Origin of the sequence: Rhodobacter lacus, assembly GCF_042683065.1 — a bacterium.
GTDB classification, from domain to species: Bacteria; Pseudomonadota; Alphaproteobacteria; order Rhodobacterales; family Rhodobacteraceae; genus Rhodobacter; species Rhodobacter lacus.
Genome location: NZ_JBHUIX010000005.1, coordinates 368,656 through 385,712 on the forward strand (window position 1 = coordinate 368,656; position 17,057 = coordinate 385,712).

General features: G+C 65.0%; 18 protein-coding genes. 10 read left to right on the plus strand and 8 right to left on the minus strand.

What is annotated here, in order from left to right; translation table 11 throughout:
• Nucleotides 1-24: 24 nt before the first annotated feature.
• The 3 genes from ACFSM0_RS06835 (at nt 25) to accC (ending at nt 2,769) form a co-directional block, all read left to right on the plus strand.
• Complete coding sequence (locus tag ACFSM0_RS06835; protein WP_377388603.1) at nt 25-585, plus strand: hypothetical protein; 561 nt, start codon at nt 25-27, stop codon at nt 583-585.
• 332 nt (nt 586-917) lie between these two features.
• Nucleotides 918-1,415, plus strand: coding sequence for an acetyl-CoA carboxylase biotin carboxyl carrier protein (gene accB, locus ACFSM0_RS06840; protein WP_377388605.1), 498 nt, complete (start codon nt 918-920; stop codon nt 1,413-1,415).
• Nucleotides 1,416-1,422: 7 nt separating this feature from the next.
• The gene (gene accC / locus ACFSM0_RS06845) at nt 1,423-2,769 is read left to right on the plus strand and encodes an acetyl-CoA carboxylase biotin carboxylase subunit (protein WP_377388607.1); all 1,347 of its coding nucleotides are present in this window, start codon (nt 1,423-1,425) and stop codon (nt 2,767-2,769) included.
• A gap of 31 nt (nt 2,770-2,800) precedes the next feature.
• Here the strand turns inward: accC and ACFSM0_RS06850 are convergent, their stop codons facing one another.
• The gene (locus ACFSM0_RS06850) at nt 2,801-3,511 is read right to left on the minus strand and encodes a class I SAM-dependent methyltransferase (protein WP_377388609.1); all 711 of its coding nucleotides are present in this window, start codon (nt 3,509-3,511) and stop codon (nt 2,801-2,803) included.
• A 70-nt stretch (nt 3,512-3,581) separates the two neighbouring features.
• Between ACFSM0_RS06850 and aat the strand changes: the two genes are divergently transcribed.
• The gene (aat, locus tag ACFSM0_RS06855; protein WP_377388935.1) at nt 3,582-4,214 is read left to right on the plus strand and encodes a leucyl/phenylalanyl-tRNA--protein transferase; all 633 of its coding nucleotides are present in this window, start codon (nt 3,582-3,584) and stop codon (nt 4,212-4,214) included.
• On the opposite strand, the gene ACFSM0_RS06860 is transcribed toward aat, so the two are convergent.
• The 5 genes from ACFSM0_RS06860 to ACFSM0_RS06880 form a co-directional block, all read right to left on the minus strand.
• A complete protein-coding gene (locus tag ACFSM0_RS06860) occupies nt 4,178-4,546 on the minus strand; it encodes a DUF2155 domain-containing protein (RefSeq protein WP_377388611.1) in 369 nt (122 codons plus the stop codon). The two genes, aat and ACFSM0_RS06860, sit on opposite strands and share 37 nt — an antisense overlap.
• The gene (mlaD, locus tag ACFSM0_RS06865) at nt 4,543-5,025 is read right to left on the minus strand and encodes an outer membrane lipid asymmetry maintenance protein MlaD (protein WP_377388612.1); all 483 of its coding nucleotides are present in this window, start codon (nt 5,023-5,025) and stop codon (nt 4,543-4,545) included. Before mlaD ends, ACFSM0_RS06860 begins: the two co-directional genes overlap by 4 nt.
• 21 nt (nt 5,026-5,046) lie before the next feature.
• Complete coding sequence (locus ACFSM0_RS06870) at nt 5,047-5,421, minus strand: NADH:ubiquinone oxidoreductase subunit NDUFA12 (RefSeq protein ID WP_377388613.1); 375 nt, start codon at nt 5,419-5,421, stop codon at nt 5,047-5,049.
• Between the two features lie 142 nt (nt 5,422-5,563).
• Nucleotides 5,564-6,835 carry an ATP-dependent Clp protease ATP-binding subunit ClpX gene (clpX, locus tag ACFSM0_RS06875; protein WP_377388614.1) on the minus strand — a complete coding sequence of 424 codons (1,272 nt, stop codon included), beginning with the start codon at nt 6,833-6,835 and terminating at the stop codon, nt 5,564-5,566.
• 120 nt (nt 6,836-6,955) lie between these two features.
• Nucleotides 6,956-7,585 (minus strand): ATP-dependent Clp protease proteolytic subunit, encoded by a 630-nt coding sequence (locus ACFSM0_RS06880; protein WP_097068285.1) that lies wholly within the window; start codon nt 7,583-7,585, stop codon nt 6,956-6,958.
• 204 nt (nt 7,586-7,789) lie between these two features.
• Between ACFSM0_RS06880 and ACFSM0_RS06885 the strand changes: the two genes are divergently transcribed.
• Nucleotides 7,790-8,359, plus strand: coding sequence for a PDC sensor domain-containing protein (locus ACFSM0_RS06885; RefSeq protein WP_377388615.1), 570 nt, complete (start codon nt 7,790-7,792; stop codon nt 8,357-8,359).
• Between the two features lie 19 nt (nt 8,360-8,378).
• Entirely contained in the window at nt 8,379-11,024 is a 2,646-nt protein-coding gene (locus ACFSM0_RS06890; protein ID WP_377388616.1) for a methyl-accepting chemotaxis protein, read from the plus strand.
• 6 nt (nt 11,025-11,030) lie between these two features.
• Here ACFSM0_RS06890 and uraH read toward each other — a convergent pair whose 3' ends face one another.
• Entirely contained in the window at nt 11,031-11,387 is a 357-nt protein-coding gene (uraH, locus tag ACFSM0_RS06895; RefSeq protein ID WP_377388617.1) for a hydroxyisourate hydrolase, read from the minus strand.
• 124 nt (nt 11,388-11,511) lie between these two features.
• On the opposite strand from uraH, the gene puuE reads away from it, so the two are divergent.
• Together puuE and ACFSM0_RS06905 are read left to right on the plus strand one after the other, a co-directional pair.
• Nucleotides 11,512-12,927, plus strand: coding sequence for an allantoinase PuuE (gene puuE / locus ACFSM0_RS06900; protein ID WP_377388619.1), 1,416 nt, complete (start codon nt 11,512-11,514; stop codon nt 12,925-12,927).
• The gene (locus ACFSM0_RS06905) at nt 12,924-13,754 is read left to right on the plus strand and encodes a bifunctional allantoicase/(S)-ureidoglycine aminohydrolase (RefSeq protein WP_377388621.1); all 831 of its coding nucleotides are present in this window, start codon (nt 12,924-12,926) and stop codon (nt 13,752-13,754) included. The genes puuE and ACFSM0_RS06905 overlap by 4 nt, the downstream gene beginning before the upstream one ends.
• Before the next feature lie 52 nt (nt 13,755-13,806).
• Here the strand turns inward: ACFSM0_RS06905 and ACFSM0_RS06910 are convergent, their stop codons facing one another.
• On the minus strand, nt 13,807-15,390 hold the full coding sequence (locus ACFSM0_RS06910; RefSeq protein WP_377388623.1) for a bifunctional metallophosphatase/5'-nucleotidase: 1,584 nt from the start codon (nt 15,388-15,390) through the stop codon (nt 13,807-13,809).
• Nucleotides 15,391-15,529: 139 nt separating this feature from the next.
• Between ACFSM0_RS06910 and ACFSM0_RS06915 the strand changes: the two genes are divergently transcribed.
• The gene (locus ACFSM0_RS06915; protein WP_377388624.1) at nt 15,530-15,868 is read left to right on the plus strand and encodes a DUF952 domain-containing protein; all 339 of its coding nucleotides are present in this window, start codon (nt 15,530-15,532) and stop codon (nt 15,866-15,868) included.
• Entirely contained in the window at nt 15,865-16,923 is a 1,059-nt protein-coding gene (locus ACFSM0_RS06920; protein ID WP_377388625.1) for a quinone-dependent dihydroorotate dehydrogenase, read from the plus strand. The genes ACFSM0_RS06915 and ACFSM0_RS06920 overlap by 4 nt, the downstream gene beginning before the upstream one ends.
• Nucleotides 16,924-17,057 lie beyond the last annotated feature (134 nt).

Genomic DNA, 17,057 nt, shown 5'->3' on the forward strand with positions numbered 1-17,057 from the left:
CTTTATTAGTGAGGAGAGTGGGGAATGGACCTTATATCAGGGCTTATGCCTCAAACCGGATGGTCGCCATTGTTTAGCCCGGCGGCCCCGAAAACAGCACCGGCGACGACCGTTGAACCGGCGTCGACGGCAGCGAACACCAATTCCGGCCTTGGCGCCGAGACGGATGCGAAGACCCAGCAAGATCGGATCGTCCAGCTTCAGGCACGCCGCAACGTGACCGTGGAAACGGCGGTGCTCGCGCAAAGCCGCAGTCAGGCCGCACCGGACCCGGATGCGCCCACCGGCCCGCCGCCGACCTTCGACGTGACGCCGCTCGAGGCGCGTGCGGCAGAGTTGCGCAACCCGGTGCGTCAAAACCGGACCGAGCCTGCTGCGACCGAAGAGGCCACCACGCCTGTCGCGCCGGAAGAACCCGCCGAGCCTGCTGAGGCGGCCGAAGCGCGTGAACCCGTGGCTGAAACCAAAGCCGAGGCAGAACCGGAAGCGCCTGCACCGGCACCTGCGCCGACACCGGCGCCGAGCGCGCAATCCTGGCAAGCCAGCAGCGAAAGCGCTGTCCCGAGCCTCGACGTCACCCGATAGCCACGGCGGCAGCCCCGCCCTGGCGCCTTTTTTCGGATTGGCCCGACCCGACCACCCCGCCGCGCAGCCTGTGCGGGCGGGAGAGATCAGGGTCATGCCCGGTCCCGCCCGGCCTGCCCCCGTTCGACGGGGTGCGGATCTGTTGTCATGCGCGTGGCATGCGCGCTTTTGCCGCCGATCCCGGATCGCGCGGCCCGGAGTCGTGGCGGATCGGGAGTTCCCCTGCGTCATCCGTTCACGCTTTCCTCGCCCGCCGGGCTCGCGTATAAGCAGCCAGGATAAGATTGCCGCCGGCCTGCCCGCGTGGCTTACCGAGAGACCTCGAGGACCGCATGACCAAACAATCGCACGAGAACGACGTCGCCTTCATTCAGGCGCTGGCGGAGCTTCTGAACCAGAACGACCTGACTGAGATCGCCGTGGTGCGGGAATATGGCGAGGATGACAGCCTTGAGGTGCGGGTGGTGAAGCAGGCGACCGTGGTGGCCGCGGCCCCCGCGCCCGTTTATGCCGCAGCGCCGATGGCCGCCCCCATGGCGATGGCGGCGCCGACCGCGGCCCCGACCGCTGCCGCCGATGCCGATCCGGCGAGCCATCCGGGCGCCGTCACCTCGCCGATGGTGGGCACGGCCTATCTCGCCCCCGAGCCGGGCGCCTCTGCCTTCGTGAAGATCGGCGATGCGGTGAAGGAAGGCCAGACGCTGCTGATCGTCGAGGCGATGAAGACCATGAACCACATTCCCGCGCCGCGCTCGGGCACGGTGAAACGCATCCTGATCGACGACGGCACCCCGGTCGAATTCGGTGCGCCCCTGATGATCGTCGAGTGAGGGTCAGATGTTCGACAAGATCCTGATCGCCAACCGGGGCGAGATCGCGCTGCGCGTGATCCGGGCCTGCCGCGAGATGGGGATCGCCTCGGTCGCGGTGCATTCCGTCGCCGATGCCGATGCCATGCATGTGCGCATGGCCGATGAAAGCGTCTGCATCGGCCCGAACCCCTCTTCCGAGAGCTATCTCTCGATCCCCGCGATCGTTGCCGCCTGCGAGATCACCGGCGCACAAGCGATCCATCCGGGCTATGGCTTCCTGAGCGAAAACGCGACCTTCGTGCAGGTGCTCGAAGATCACGGCATCACCTTCATCGGCCCGAAGGCGGAACACATCCGCATCATGGGCGACAAGATCACCGCCAAGGACACGGCGAAAAAACTTGGCATCCCGGTGGTGCCGGGCTCGGATGGCGGGGTGCCGGACTTTGCTTCGGCCAAGAAAGCCGCCGCCGAGATGGGCTATCCGGTGATCATCAAGGCCACCGCGGGCGGCGGCGGGCGCGGCATGAAAGTTGCGCAATCCGAGGATGAGCTGGAAATTGCCTTCCGCACCGCGCGTTCGGAGGCCAAGGCCGCCTTCGGCAATGACGAGGTCTATATGGAGAAATATCTCCAGCGGCCGCGTCACATCGAGGTGCAGGTGTTTGGCGACGGGCGGGGCCGTGCGGTGCATCTGGGCGAGCGGGATTGCTCGCTGCAACGCCGCCACCAGAAAGTGTTCGAGGAGGCCCCCGGCCCCTGCATCACGCCCGAGCAACGCGCGAAAATCGGGGGCATCTGTGCGAATGCGATGGCCGAGCTTGGCTACTCCGGCGCTGGCACGATCGAATTTCTCTATGAGGATGGCGAGTTCTACTTCATCGAGATGAACACCCGCCTGCAGGTGGAACATCCGGTGACCGAGGGCATCTTCGGCGTTGACCTCGTGCGCGAGCAGATCCGCGTCGCGGCAGGCGAGGAGATGGAATTCCGTCAGGAAGACCTGAAAATCCGCGGCCATGCGATCGAGGTGCGCATCAATGCCGAGCGGCTGCCGAACTTTGCCCCCTGCCCCGGCAAGATCACGCAATACCATGCGCCCGGCGGCCTTGGCGTGCGGATCGATTCGGCGCTTTATGACGGCTACAAGATCCCGCCTTATTACGACAGCCTGATCGGCAAGCTGATCGTGCACGGGCGCGACCGGCAAGAGGCGCTGGCGCGGCTCAACCGCGCGCTTGGCGAGCTGATCGTCGATGGCGTGGACACCACGATTCCGCTGTTCCGCGACCTGCTCGAGGATTACGACATCCAGCGCGGGGACTATTCGATCCACTGGCTCGAAAAGTGGCTCGCCCGCACCTACGGCTGAGCAAACGCCCCCGCGAGGGGGCGTTTTCATCTCACCAGAGCTTTGGCGTAAGGTAAGCAGTGGCGCGCCGCTTCGTTTCGGCGCGGAAATAATCCCCCACCGAGCCGCGCTTGCCGCGCGGCACCTGCTCCCAATCCGCCCAGGTGACATCATAGCCGAGCACGTCGGCCATGGCCTCCAGCGCGGCAGCACTCGGAATGCCGATCAGCGCCTTTTGCTGCCCTTCGGTCTGGGGCAGCGCATTGAGATCTTTGCTCGGATCTTCCCGCACCAGCATGATCACCTGGCCGGGGCGCAGGGCAAATTCGCTGTCGATCACGATCAGCTTCGGCTCGAAGCGGGTCACAAGCTGCATCAGCCGGAAGTGATCCATGATGTGGTAGAAGATGCCCAGCACCCCCACAACATCATAGCGCTCGCCGCGTTTGAGCGCCTCTTCCATACCTTCGAAAATATCGCCGACGCGCAGCGTCACCCGGTCCTTCGCGGGCCCGTCGGGGAATTGCTGAAAGCGCTCGACCAGATGCGGGCGCCCCTCGATGCCCACCACCTCGCACGCGCCCGCCTCGGCAAAGGCATAAGACCAGCGCCCGTCATGCGCGGCAAGGTCGAGCACACGCGCCCCTGCAAGCGCATCGCGCAGCGGTGCAATCAGAAAATCATGGCGCAGATTGAGCCGCGCAATCCCCGAGCCATCCTCGGCGTAGCGCTCCAGCCCTTGCAGAAAATCGAAAAATCCCATGGCATTGCCGCATTTTCCTGTCTATCTCGGGAAGACTAGGAGCAATAGTGGCGATTGGCAACAAATGGCGGTGAAGCTGAGCCCGGACCTGCTGCTCTCGGCCTATGCGCAGGGCATCTTTCCGATGGCCGCCACGCGCGATGCCACAGAGCTTCACTGGTTTGAACCGCGTTTGCGCGGCGTCATCCCCTTGCAGAATTTCCACATTTCGCGCTCGCTCGCGCGCGAAATCCGGCGAGAAAAGGTGACGATCCGCACCGATACCGCGTTTCGTGCCGTGGTCGAGGGCTGCGCCGCACGGCCCGAAACCTGGATCAACGACGCGCTTTTCGATCTTTATGACGCGCTTTTCGCGATGGGCGCGGCCCATGCGCTTGAGGTCTGGGAGGGCGAGGCGCTGGTGGGCGGGATCTTCGGCGTCACGCTTGGCGGTGCATTCTTTGGCGAAAGCATGTTCTCACGCCGCCCGAATGCCTCGAAAATCGCGCTCGCCTATACGGTGGACCGGCTCCTCCGCGCGGGCTTCGTGCTCTTTGACACGCAATATCTGACAGACCACCTCAAGAGCCTCGGCGGGGTCGAGATCCCGCGGCATGTCTACCGCAAACGGCTGGAAGAGGCGTTGCGGGTGCGGGCTGATTTCAGCGCGCCCGAGATCCCGCCCGCTCAGTCGATCTTGCAGCGCAGAACCCAGACGTCATAGCGCTGGTGATCCAGCGCCGAAAGCGCGGGGTTCTGGGCGATCATCCAACCGCGAAACACCATCTTGTTGACCGAGGTGTCGGTGATTTCGAGGAAGGCATAGGCGTTCGCGGCCGGGTCGTCTGCCGGGTAGCGGCATTCATCGAGCCGGACCGAAAGCGAGCCGTAGCGCGCGGCCTCGCCCACCGCGAGCGTCAGATCGCTTGAGGCCGCAGCGATCTTGTCGAGACCACGCAAATAGGCACCGGGCGCTTTTGCAAGCCCTTCGGGCGCCTCTTGAGCGCCCGCGAGACTGGTCGAGAAGACAAGCAACGCCAGCGCCTTGCGGATCATTCGCCGGTCTCCGACCCGCTTGTGCTGCTCGGCTTGCTGTCACCGCCACCGGCGAATTTCATCAGCAGCCCCAGCGTCGAGACCGCGCCCTGCGTGTCGAGGATTTCATCGCCGGCGGCGAGGTTGTCGAGGCTGCCGCCGGGCAGGATCTCGATGAAGGCGCCGCCCAGAAGCCCCTCGGAGGCAACGATGATCTGCGAATCCTCGGGGATCTCGATCCCCTCGCGCACTGTCACCGTGGTATCGGCAAAGAAGGTCTTGGGGTTCAGCGCCACCTCGGTCACGGTGCCGATCTTCACCCCGGCCATGCGCACATCCGTGCCCAGACTCACCCCTTCCACCGAACGGAAAGAGGCTTTCAGCGGATAGCTGGCGGTGCCGGTCGAGAGCCCGTGCCCCTGCCCTGCCCAAACAAAAAAGCCCACGGCCACGGCCAGAACGGCCGCCCCGGTGAGCACTTCGACGCGATTCTCGCTCATGTCATCCCTCGCCAGACCGGATCATTCCGGCTGCCAGGCCTCGTAATCGCGCCGCTCGACGGGCGCAAGGCGGCGTTGCGACCCCGGCGGAATATAGGCGGTGGCCAGCCCGGTCTGGTTTTCCTGATGCGGAAGCTCCCAGGACTTGTGCGGCAGCGGCTGCGTGGTCGGCGGCTCATCCCAGGTGTGATGAATCCAGCCATGCCAATCCGGCGGAATCCGGCTCGCCTGGCATTCGCCGTTATAGACCACCCAACGGCGCTTGCCGTCCTTGCTCTGAAAATAGCGGTTGCCTTCGGCATCTTCGCCGACCTTCACACCGTAACGGGCGGTGTAGATCTGGGTGCCAAGCGTCTGGTCATTCCACCAGGTCAGCAGGCGCAGCAGGAATCTCATCTTATCTCTCCCAGCAGTCATCCCCTTATAGCGGGTGCGACAATAAGGTCCAGTGTTTCGCGCGAAACGCCCCCCCCCCCAAGGGGCACGGCGCGCAAAATCAAAGGGCGGGTTTCCCCGCCCTTTTGCCCTCAAACGGGGATCAGCCCGCCGATTTCGGCTCTTTCTTGGCCTCTTCGGCGTAGATCAAGAGCGGCTTGGCCGCCGTTCCCGCCTCGACCGCCTCGTCGTTCACCACCACCTCACGGACATTTTCCATGCCGGGCAGTTCAAACATCGTGTCGAGCAGGATGTCTTCCATGATCGAGCGCAGGCCCCGCGCACCGGTCTTGCGCTTGATCGCGCGCGCGGCGATGGCGTGGAGCGCATCGGGGGTGAAGGTGAGCTTCACACCCTCGATGTCGAAGAGGCGCTGGTATTGCTTCACAAGCGCGTTCTTCGGCTCGGTGAGAATCGTCACCAGCGCCGGCTCGTCCAGATCCTCGAGCGTGGCGATCACCGGCAGACGGCCGACGAATTCGGGAATCAGACCGAATTTCAGCAGATCTTCCGGCTCAAGCTCCTTGAAGAGCTCGCCCGCGCCACGGGCATCGGGGTCTTTCACATCGGCGCCAAAGCCCATGGCCGAGCCCTTGCCGCGCTGCGCGATGATCCGGTCCAGCCCGGCAAAGGCGCCGCCACAGATGAAGAGGATGTTGGTCGTGTCCACCTGCAGGAATTCCTGCTGCGGATGCTTGCGCCCGCCTTGCGGCGGCACCGAGGCGACCGTGCCCTCCATGATCTTGAGCAGCGCCTGCTGCACGCCCTCGCCCGACACGTCGCGGGTGATCGAGGGGTTGTCCGACTTGCGGGTGATCTTGTCGACCTCGTCGATGTAGACAATGCCGCGTTGCGCCCGCTCGACGTTGTATTCCGAGGCCTGCAACAGCTTCAGGATGATGTTTTCCACATCCTCGCCCACGTAACCGGCCTCGGTCAGCGTGGTCGCATCGGCCATGGTGAAAGGCACATCGAGAATGCGCGCCAGCGTCTGCGCAAGCAGGGTCTTGCCGCAGCCCGTGGGGCCGATCAGCAAAATGTTCGACTTCGCCAGTTCCACATCCTGCTTGGAGGCGTGGTTGAGGCGCTTGTAGTGGTTGTGCACGGCAACAGCGAGCACGCGCTTGGCATGCATCTGACCGATCACGTAATCGTCGAGCACCTTCGAGATGTCGCGCGGGGTCGGCACGCCATCGGTGGCCTTGAGCCCCGTGGTCTTGGTTTCCTCGCGGATGATGTCCATGCACAGCTCGACGCATTCGTCGCAGATGAACACTGTCGGGCCGGCGATGAGTTTGCGCACCTCATGCTGGCTCTTGCCGCAGAACGAGCAGTAGAGCGTGTTCTTGCTGTCGGAGCCTGAATTGTTCGCCATCGTCATCCTCAAAATGCCCCTTTTGGGCGGTGGTGGGCTGTCCCGGACCAAAGTCTAGGGCAGCACCGGGTCCATCTCAATCGCAAATTCCCCTTTCCGGTTAAGGGGGGCATGCGGATGTTACTTGTCGCCGTCGAGACCGGGCCGTGCGCTCAGAATTTCGTCGATATGGCCCCATTCGAGCGCCTCTTCGGGCGACATGAAGCGATCGCGCTCCAGCGCCTCGGCCACTTCCTCGATGCTGCGGCCGGTATGCTTCACGTAGATCTCGTAGAGGCGCTGACGAATCTTTTCGGTTTCGCGCGCGTGGATCATGATGTCGGTCGCCTGACCCTGGAACCCGCCGGAGGGCTGGTGCACCATGATCCGCGAGTTCGGCAGCGAGAAGCGCATCCCCTTTTCGCCCGCACAGGCAATCACCGAGCCCATCGAGGCGGCCTGACCGATCACCAGCGTCGACACTTTCGGGCGAATGTATTGCATCGTGTCATAGATCGCGAGGCCCGAGGTGACGACACCGCCGGGGCTGTTGATATACATCGAAATCTCTTTCGAGGGGTTCTCCGCCTCAAGGAACAGCAGCTGCGCGCAGATCAGGCTCGACATGCCGTCGTGGAACGGGCCGGCCAGAAAGATGATCCGTTCCTTCAGAAGGCGTGAGTAAATGTCATAGGCGCGCTCGCCGCGGGAGGTCTGCTCGACCACCATCGGCACAAGCGTGTTCATGTAAAGGTCGACCGGATCTTTCATCTGCTGCCTCTCCTGGTGAGTTCCGCACAGCCTAAACGCGAGGTGCTTACGTGAGTCTTAGTGTCGCGCAGCCCCCCCTGCAAGGGCGGCGCGGGGCAAAAGCGTCTTGGAACGATTCTTGGCGATTCACGGCACGTAAAGAGTTCAAGGTTAGTCTGCGGGCAAATCGTCACGGGGAGTCTCTCCCCCAACCGGAGCTCCTGCATGAGATTGCACCACTCGGTCCTGTGTCTCGCCCTTGCTGCCCTCCCGGCGCAGGCAGAGGATTTTACTGCCCAGGTGACGGCGAAAGTCGAAAGCGAACTGCGTGCCTGGGGCACTGATCCGGCGCTGATCGACGCGGTCAAAGCCGCCAATGCCGCGCATGCCGATATCACTCAAGACCAAATCGACGCGCTCGACAAGGCGTGGCGTGCAGAAACCGAAACCGCGACGCAGCCGACGATCGAGGCGATCCTCGCGCTCCCGCAATCGCGGGCATTGCTTGATAAGGTCGAGCGGTCGCGGGGGATGGTCTCCGAAGTTTTCGTGATGGATGAGCATGGGCTCAACGTCGCCCAGGCCCGTGCGACCTCGGACTATTGGCAGGGCGACGAGGCGAAATTCCAGGAAACCTACCCGAAGGGACCGGATGCCGTGCATGTGAGCGAGGTCGAATTCGACGAATCCTCGGACACGTATCAGGTGCAGGCCTCCTTCACCGTCAACGACCCCGAAACCGGCGCCCCCATCGGCGCGATGACTGTCGGCCTCAATGCCGAAATGATCGAATAATCAGTAACAGAGGCCAGTGATGAGCGCCAAATCGACCGGATCCGTCCATTTCTTCCACTCGAGTTTCTTCAAGGCAGCCCTTCTGGTGCTGCTCTCGGCGTCCACCATCGTGGCCGCCCTCACGGTAATGAACATGCGCTCCGCCAGAGAGTTGGCGCTGCAGCAACTGCAAGATCAGGCGCATGGCTCGAACGGGATCATCGTCAATCAATTGATCGCGCCGATCCGCTTCAGTGACAGCGAGCGCATCAATGCCATGTTCAAGAAGATCATCGACGATCCCTCGAACCCGGCCAACGGTGTGATTGCGACCGATGCCTCGGGCAAGGAACTCACCAATTACGTGATCCACGACTCCGATCTGGCACCGATGCACGCGCTGATCAAGCAGGCGATGGAAACCGGCGAAGAGGCGTTTTCCGAAGACCGGCTGACGCTGGCTGCGCCGGTCAAAATGCCGAACGGAACTGTCGTCGGCTATTTCGCCTCCACGTGGTCGGATGACCAGACCGTGGCCGAGATCTCCGCCTCGAGCCGCAAGAGCCTGATCGTTGCGGTGTCGATCCTGCTTGTGGCGATGGTGATCACCTCGCTCGTGTTCCGCGCGATGATCGCCCAGCGACTGAGCCACATCAGCGGGGCAATGGCCTCGATCGCGGGCGGCGCGTTGCAGACCGACGTTCCCGAGACCGATGGCAAGGACGAGATCGGCATGATCGCGAAAGCGCTTGAGTCGTTCCGCGACCAGCTGGAGCAATCTGAAATCGCCAGCCGCGAAGGCCTGTTCCGCGGCGCCGCCTATGATTCCTCGTCCGCCGCGATGATGCTGCTGGCCGCCGATGGCGCGGTGAAAGCCGTGAACCCCTCGCTTGAGAAGCTTTTTGCGGAAAACCTCGAAGATTTCCGCGCCGTGAAGCGCGACTTCGACCCGGATTCGCTGGTGGGCCGCCCGTTCAGCTATTTCCATCCCGAAGGCTCGAGGCAACATGCCATACTCCGGCCCGAACGGATGCCGATGTCGGGCGAGTTCCAGATCGGCACGGGCTTCTATGCGCTGTCGATGAGTGCGATCCCCGATGGCGATGGCGGCGTGCTGGGCTATGCGGTGGAATGGAAGAATGTCACGGCCGACAAGCGCAACTCGGCGGTGACCGAAGCGATCGACGCCACCCAGCTGCGCGCCGAATTCACCCCGGATGGCCGTGTCACCACGGTCAACATGGCAATGGCGCTGACGCTCGGCACCGAGGAAACCGCGCTCATCGGGCGGGACTTCTCCGGCGCGATCACCGCAGAGGCGAATGGCGAGTCCTGCTTTGCGGCGATTGCCCGCGGCGAGAACATGATCGGCCGCATGATTATGGTGTTCGAGGGGCACTCGCTGCTGCTGACCGGGGCGATGTCGCCGGTGCGCGACCGCAACGGCAAGGTGCAACGTGTGGTGATGATCGCCTCCGACGTGAGCGAGATCGAGGCGCGCGAAGCCCGGTCGCGCGCGGAACGTGACCGTGCCGCGACCGAACAGCGCCAGGTGGTCGATGCCCTGAGGGCCGCGCTCAGTGCGCTCGCCGAGGGGGATCTCACCCAGACCATCGTCCAGCCCTTCCCGGGCGATTACGAGACCCTGCGCGCCGACTACAACAATGCCACCGTGAAGCTGCGGGAGGCGATGCAAATGGTGCTCGAAAACTCCGAGACGATCCACACCGAGTCGGGCGGCATTTCGCGCGCCGCCGAGGATCTGTCGCGCCGCACCGAACAACAGGCCGCGACGCTCGAGGAAACCGCCGCCGCGCTCAACGAGCTCACCGCTTCGGTGAAATCGGCTGCCGAGCGCACGCTCAAGGCCAATGACATGGTCACGACCGCGCGGCGCAACACCGAAGCCAGCGGCCAGGTGGTGCGCGAAGCGGTGCAGGCGATGGGCGAGATTGCCGACAGCTCCAACAAGATCTCCCGCATCACCTCGGTGATCGAGGAAATCTCCTTCCAGACCAACCTTCTGGCGCTCAACGCCGGGGTCGAGGCGGCCCGTGCGGGCGAAGCCGGTCGCGGCTTTGCCGTGGTCGCCTCCGAGGTGCGAGCGCTGGCGCAACGCTCCTCCGAAGCCGCACGCGAAATCGCTGGCCTCATCTCCGACAGCTCGGCGCAGGTGAACCGCGGCGTGGAACTCGTGGGGCAGGCCGGCAGCGCGCTCGAAGGCATTCAGGGCTCGGTCGGCCAGATCGTGACCTTCATGTCCGACATCACCGCCTCGACCACCGAGCAATCGACCGGTCTGAGCGAGGTGAACACCGCGATCTTGCAACTCGATCAGGTGACCCAGCACAACGCCGCGATGTTCGAGGAAACCTCGGCCGCGAGCCAGTCGCTGGTGCGCGAGGCCGATGGCCTGGCCGCGACGATGGCGCGGTTCCGGCTCGGTGCGGCCACGGCACGGCCCACGAGCGTGGCGAAGCCGGCCCCGGTTGCCGCGCCGAAGCCCGCGCCCGCCCCGGCGCCGAAAGCGGCGGCAGCGGCGCCCGCGCCCGCCCCGAAAGCTCCGGCTCCCGCTCCGGTGAGCAAGGCCCCCGCGCCCGCGCCGGCGCGCCGCGCCGGTGGCGGCGGGCTCACGGCCGCCGCGCTCAAGGCCGCGCCCTCGCATGATGACTGGGAAGATTTCTGATCCCGGTCAGCTCCCGCGATAGGTGGAATAGCCGTAAGGCGACAAAAGCAGGGGCACATGAAAATGTGCCCCTGCATCATTGATGCCAAAGCGGATCGGCACGGCGTCGAGAAACAGCGGCGCCTCCCCCGCCTGCCCGGTCGCGCGCAGATAATCGCCCGCATGGAATGTCAGCTCATAGCTGCCACAGGCAAAACGCTCGGCGGGCAGGATCGGGCTGTCGGTGCGGCCATCTGCATTGGTGGTCATCTCCGCGAGCTGCTCCGCCCCCTCCGGCGTGATCCGCGCGAGCACGATGCGCAAGCCCGCCGCAGGCGCCCCCCGCGCGGTATCCAGCACATGCGTCGTCAGATATCCGGCCATTTGTCCTCCTGCCGCACCGCCCCGGGCGCGCGAAACTGTTGATTTCCTTTCCGAGAAAAACCTGAAATCCTTCCCGGAGCAAGAAGAAGGCCCGACACAGGCGCCGGGGCCGGGAGAAGAAAAGATGAAACGGTACGACAGAGACATGCGCGGCCATGGCGCGACGCCCCCCGATGCGCGCTGGCCGGGGGGCGCGAAAGTGGCGATCTCGCTTGTGCTCAATTACGAGGAAGGCGGCGAGAATTGCATCGCCCATGGCGATGCCGCATCCGAGGCGTTTCTGAGCGATGTGGCCGGGGCAGCGCAATGGCCCGGCCAGCGCCACTGGAACATGGAATCGATTTATGAATACGGCGCGCGCGCCGGGTTCTGGCGGCTGCATCGGCTGTTCACCGCGATGACCATTCCGATCACCATTTACGGCGTGGCCACGGCGCTGGCGCGCAGCCCCGAGCAGGTGGCGGCGATGAAAGCGGCCGGCTGGGAGATTGCGAGCCACGGGCTCAAATGGGTCGAACACCGCGACATGCCCGAGGATGAGGAGCGCCGCCAGATTGCCGAGGCGATCCGGCTTCATACCGAGGTTGTGGGGGAGCGCCCGCGCGGCTGGTATACGGGGCGCTGCTCGTTCAACACCGTGCGCCTCACCGCCGAAGAGGGCGGTTTTGACTGGATCTCGGACACGTATGACGACGACCTGCCCTATTGGAAGCGGGTGGGCGCGCGCGATCAGCTGATCATCCCCTACACGCTCGAAGCCAATGACATGCGCTTTGCCACCGCGCCGGGCTATATCGAGGGCGAGCAGTTCTTCACCTACCTCAAGGACGCCTTCGACACGCTTTATGCCGAAGGGGCGGCGGGCGCGGCCAAGATGTTCTCGGTCGGCCTGCATTGCCGCCTGATCGGGCGCCCCGGCAAGATTGCCGGGCTCAAACGCTTTCTGGACTATGCCAGGGGCTTTGAGGGCGTGTGGTTTGCCACCCGGGGCGAGATCGCCGCGCATTGGGCCGCCACGCATCCGCCCCAAGCGCTCCCCCGGCCCAGCGAAATGACGCAAGAGGCCTTCGTCGCCGCCTTTGGCGGCATTTACGAGCATAGCCCCTGGGTTGCCGAGCGCGCCTGGGCGCTGGAGCTTGGCCCCGCGCATGATTGCCATGAGGGCGTGGCGAGCGCGCTCGCGCGCGCCTTCCGCGCGGCCTCCGAGGCTGAACGGCGCGCGGTGCTGAAGGCGCACCCCGACCTTGCCGGAAAGCTCGCACAGGCCAGGCGGCTCACCGCCGAAAGCACCGCCGAGCAGGCTTCCGCCGGGCTCGATGCGCTCACCGATGTCGAGCGCGAGACCTTCAGCGCGCTCAACACCGCCTATACGGCGAAATTCGGCTTCCCCTTCATCATCGCCGTGCGCGACCATGACAAGGCCGCGATCCTCGAAGCCTTCTACCGGCGTCAGGAACAAGGCCCCGAGGCGGAATTTGCCGAGGCCTGCGCGCAGGTTGAACGGATCGCATGGCTGCGCCTGAAGGAGGTGTTCGCATGAGCGGCTATTACACACCCCCCGGCGGGCTGCCGCCGCAATCGGCGCTGATGACGGGCCGCGCGGTCTTCACCGAGGCCTATGCGGTGATCCCGAAGGGCTGCTTTTCCGATATCGTGACGAGCTATCTGCCGGGGTGGGAGGCCACGAAATTGTGGCTGATCGCCCGGCCGATGAGCGGCTTTTCCGAGACCTTCAGCCAATATGTGATGGAGGTCGGCGCCGATGGCGGCTCGGATGCGCCAGAAACGGAAAAAGGCGTCGAGCATGTGCTTTTTGTCACCGAGGGCGCGATGTGGCTCTCGCTCGACGGGCAGGAGCATGAACTGGCGGCGGGCGGCTATGCCTATATCCCCGTGGGCTGCGAGTGGCGGGTGAAAAACGGGGCGGATACGGCTTTGCGCTTTCACTGGCTCCGCAAGCGCTACGAGCCCGCGCCGGGGATCGCCCTGCCCGAGGCCTTTGTGACGAACGAGCGCGAGATCGCCCCGGTGGCCATGCCGGAAACGCAGGGCCGCTGGGCCACCACGCGCTTTGTCGACCCTGCCGATCTGCGCCACGACATGCATGTCAACATCGTCACCTTCCAGCCCGGCGGGCTGATCCCGTTTGAAGAGACGCATGTGATGGAGCACGGGCTTTACGTGCTCGAAGGCAAGGCCGTCTACAAGCTCAACCGTGACTGGGTCGAGGTGGAAGCGGGTGATTTCATGTGGTTGCGCGCCTATTGCCCGCAGGCCTGCTACGCGGCGGGGCCGGGGCCGTTCCGCTATCTGCTATATAAGGACGTGAACCGCCACGCCCGGCTCGGCGGCGTGCTGGGGCGCTGACCAGATCGGCCCGGGCGGCGTGCCCGGGCCGCTTCATCTCCCGGCGCGGCCCTTATTTGCGCGTGATCCGCCCATCGGTCGCGGGCGCATAGGGCGCATGGGCAGCGAGGTAATCGGCCAGCACATCGGCCAGATCGGGGCCGAAATCATAGGCGTTCCGGCCCTCGGTCGCGAAGATCTTGTACCCGTCGCCACCGCCGCGCATGTAGTTGTTGGTCACCACGCCATAGGTCGCGGCGGGGTCGATCGGCACCCAGTCCGCGCCCGCCGCCACCTTGACATCGCTCACCCGTGCCCCCGGCGCAGCCGCCGGATCAAAGCTGAACATCAGCCCCGCCACCTGCGGAAACCGCCCCGCCCCCTCCTCGATCTGGCTCACCCCGTTTTCGAGCGCGCTCACGATCACCGCGCCCGTGGCCTCAAAGGTCGAAAGCGTGTTCTGGAACGGCAGCACGGTATAAACCTCACCCATCGTCACCGGCCCCGCGTCGATCGAGGCGCGCAGGCCCCCGCCGTTGGTGATGGCAATGCGCACACCCTGATCTTGCACCCGCGCCAGCATCGCATCGGCCACAAGATCCCCCATCGCGCATTCCTGCTGCCGACAGGTCTCGCGGGCGCCGTCGATCTCGGCCGCGGTCTCGGCCACCACCTTTTCGCGCACCTCCGCGAGCGGTGCGGCCAGAGCCGCCACGCGCGCGGCAATCGCCGGATCGGGCGTCACTGAAGCATCGAGCAGAATGGGCGCGCCCGTGGCCGATTTCAGATGGCCCGCATCGTCGAAGGTCAGCACCAGATGGCCAAGATATTTCGAATAGGCATAGGCCGAAACAACCGGCACAGCGCCCACCATGGTCGGATAGGCCGCACCGCCCTCGCCAAAAAGCGTGTGGCTGTGCCCGCCCACCACCGCATCCAGCCCCGGCACGGCGGCGGCAATCTCCTGATCCTTGACAAACCCGGTATGCGGCAGCGCGATGATCTTGGTGACCCCCTCCGCCTCAAGCGCGGCCACATCCGCTTTCAGGCTCTCGATCTCGTCCTGAAAGAGCACATTGGGCCCCGGCGAAGAGGTCTCCACCGTATCGGTCGCCAGCGCCGAGACGATGCCGATCTTCTCGGCACCCACCGTCAGCACCACCGTGCCATGGAGCTTGCCGTTCAACTCCGGCGAGCGGCTCACATCGAGGTTGCCGGACACCAGCGGAAACGGCACCGCGCCGATGAAGGCGGCAAGCGCCCCCGGCCCGTCGTCAAACTCGTGGTTGCCGACCGCCATCGCATCATAGCCGATCGCGGTCATGAACTCGGCGGTGTCGCGGCCCTTGTAGGTCGTGTAGAAAAGCGAGCCCTGAAACTGGTCGCCCGCATCGAGCAAGATCACGTTTTGCCCGGCCAGATCGGCGCGCAGCTTTGCCACCTCGGCGGCGACCCGCGCGATGCCGCCAAAACACTTGCCCTCGGTCTCCTCCTCCGCCGAGCAGGTGCTGTCATATTTGTTGATCGATTCGATGCGGCTGTGCAGGTCATTGGTGTGCAGCACATGGAGCGTGTAATCAGCCTGGGCGCTGCCCGCGGCAAGGGCAAGCGCTGCGGTGGTCAAAAGCAGGCGGGCGGGGAAATAGGGCGCGGTCATGCAATCCTCCAGAGCAGGCGAAACAGGGCAAGTGTGGCCTGAAGCCGCGCGCCTGTCAAAACCGATCGGCGCCGCGCGCAGGGCCGGGATTTGCACGGGCGGGATTGACGCGCCCCCGACCCCGAGGCATGAACAGGCCATGCTGATCTACAAGATCTTTCGCCGCCCCGAATGGGATGCGCTTTGCGCCGCGGGTGAAACCGCGGGGGCACCGGTCGACCTTGCCGATGGGTTCATTCATTTTTCCACTGCCGCGCAGGTGGTGGAGACGGCGGCAAAGCACTTCGCCAATGAAAGCGACCTCGTGCTCGTCGCTGTCGCTATCGACCCGCTCGGGGCTGATCTGAAATGGGAAGTCTCGCGCGGTGACGCGCTCTTTCCGCATCTTTACAGGCCGCTGCGCCGCGCTGACGTGGTGTGGGACAAGGCGCTGCCGCTCGGCGTCTCGGGCCATATCTTCCCGGAGGGTCTGCTGTGAACCTGCTCGAGTCGCTCGGCCTCAGGATCTTCCATCAAATCGACCCCGAGCGCGCGCATGGTCTGGCGCTCTCGGGGCTGCGCATGGGGCTCGTGCCGCTCCCCGGCCCGGTCACCGGCGCGCGGCTGACCACCCGGCTTGCCGGGCTCGACCTGCCAAACCCGGTGGGGCTCGCGGCGGGGTTTGACAAAAATGCCGTGGCGCTGCCGGCGCTGATGCGCGCGGGCTTTGGCTTTCTTGAGGTGGGGGCGGCCACGCCCCGCGCGCAGCAGGGCAACCCCCGGCCCCGGCTCTGGCGGCTGAGCGAAGACCGCGCCGTGATCAACCGCTTCGGCTTCAATAACGAAGGCGTTGACCCGATCGTCGCGCGGCTCGCGGCGCGGCCCGCGGGCGTTCCGGTCGGGCTCAACCTCGGTGCCAACAAGGACAGCGCCGACCGCGCCGCCGATTTTGCGAAAGTGCTCACCCGTGCGGGCGCCGCGATCGAGTTTGCAACCGTCAACGTAAGCTCTCCCAACACCGAAAAGCTGCGCGACCTGCAGGGCAAGGCCGCGCTTGCCGCGCTCCTCGCCGGTGTGATGGAGGCGCGCGCGGGGCTTGCCAAACCGATCCCGGTGTTTTTGAAAATCGCCCCCGATCTGAGCCCCGCCGAGCTTGAAGACGTGGCCGAGGTGGCGCTCGAGGCGCGGCTCGACGGCCTGATCGCGACCAATACGACGCTCTCGCGTGACGGGCTCAAAAGCGTCAATGCCACCCAGCCCGGCGGCCTTTCCGGCGCGCCGCTGTTCGAAAAATCGACCCGCGTCCTCGCGCAGCTCTCGAAGGTGACAGAGGGCAAGCTGCCGCTGATCGGCGTGGGCGGCATTTCCTCTCCCGCGGAGGCCTATGAAAAGATCCGTGCGGGCGCCGCGGCGGTGCAGATCTATTCGGCGATGGTCTACAAGGGCCTCAGCCTTGCCGCTGATATTGCCCGCGGCCTTGACGCGCTCGCCGCGCGCGACGGCTTTGCCAATATCTCCGAGGCAGTGGGCACCGGCCGCGACCGCTGGCTCTGAGCCCGGCCGCGCGCGCGGGGGTTTCACACCCCCGCACCCCCGTGGGATATTTAAGCAAAGTCGAAGACAACCCCGCTGGCCCTTCGACTTTGTAAAAATATCCCGGGGGAGCGCGGCAAAGCCGCGCGGGGGCA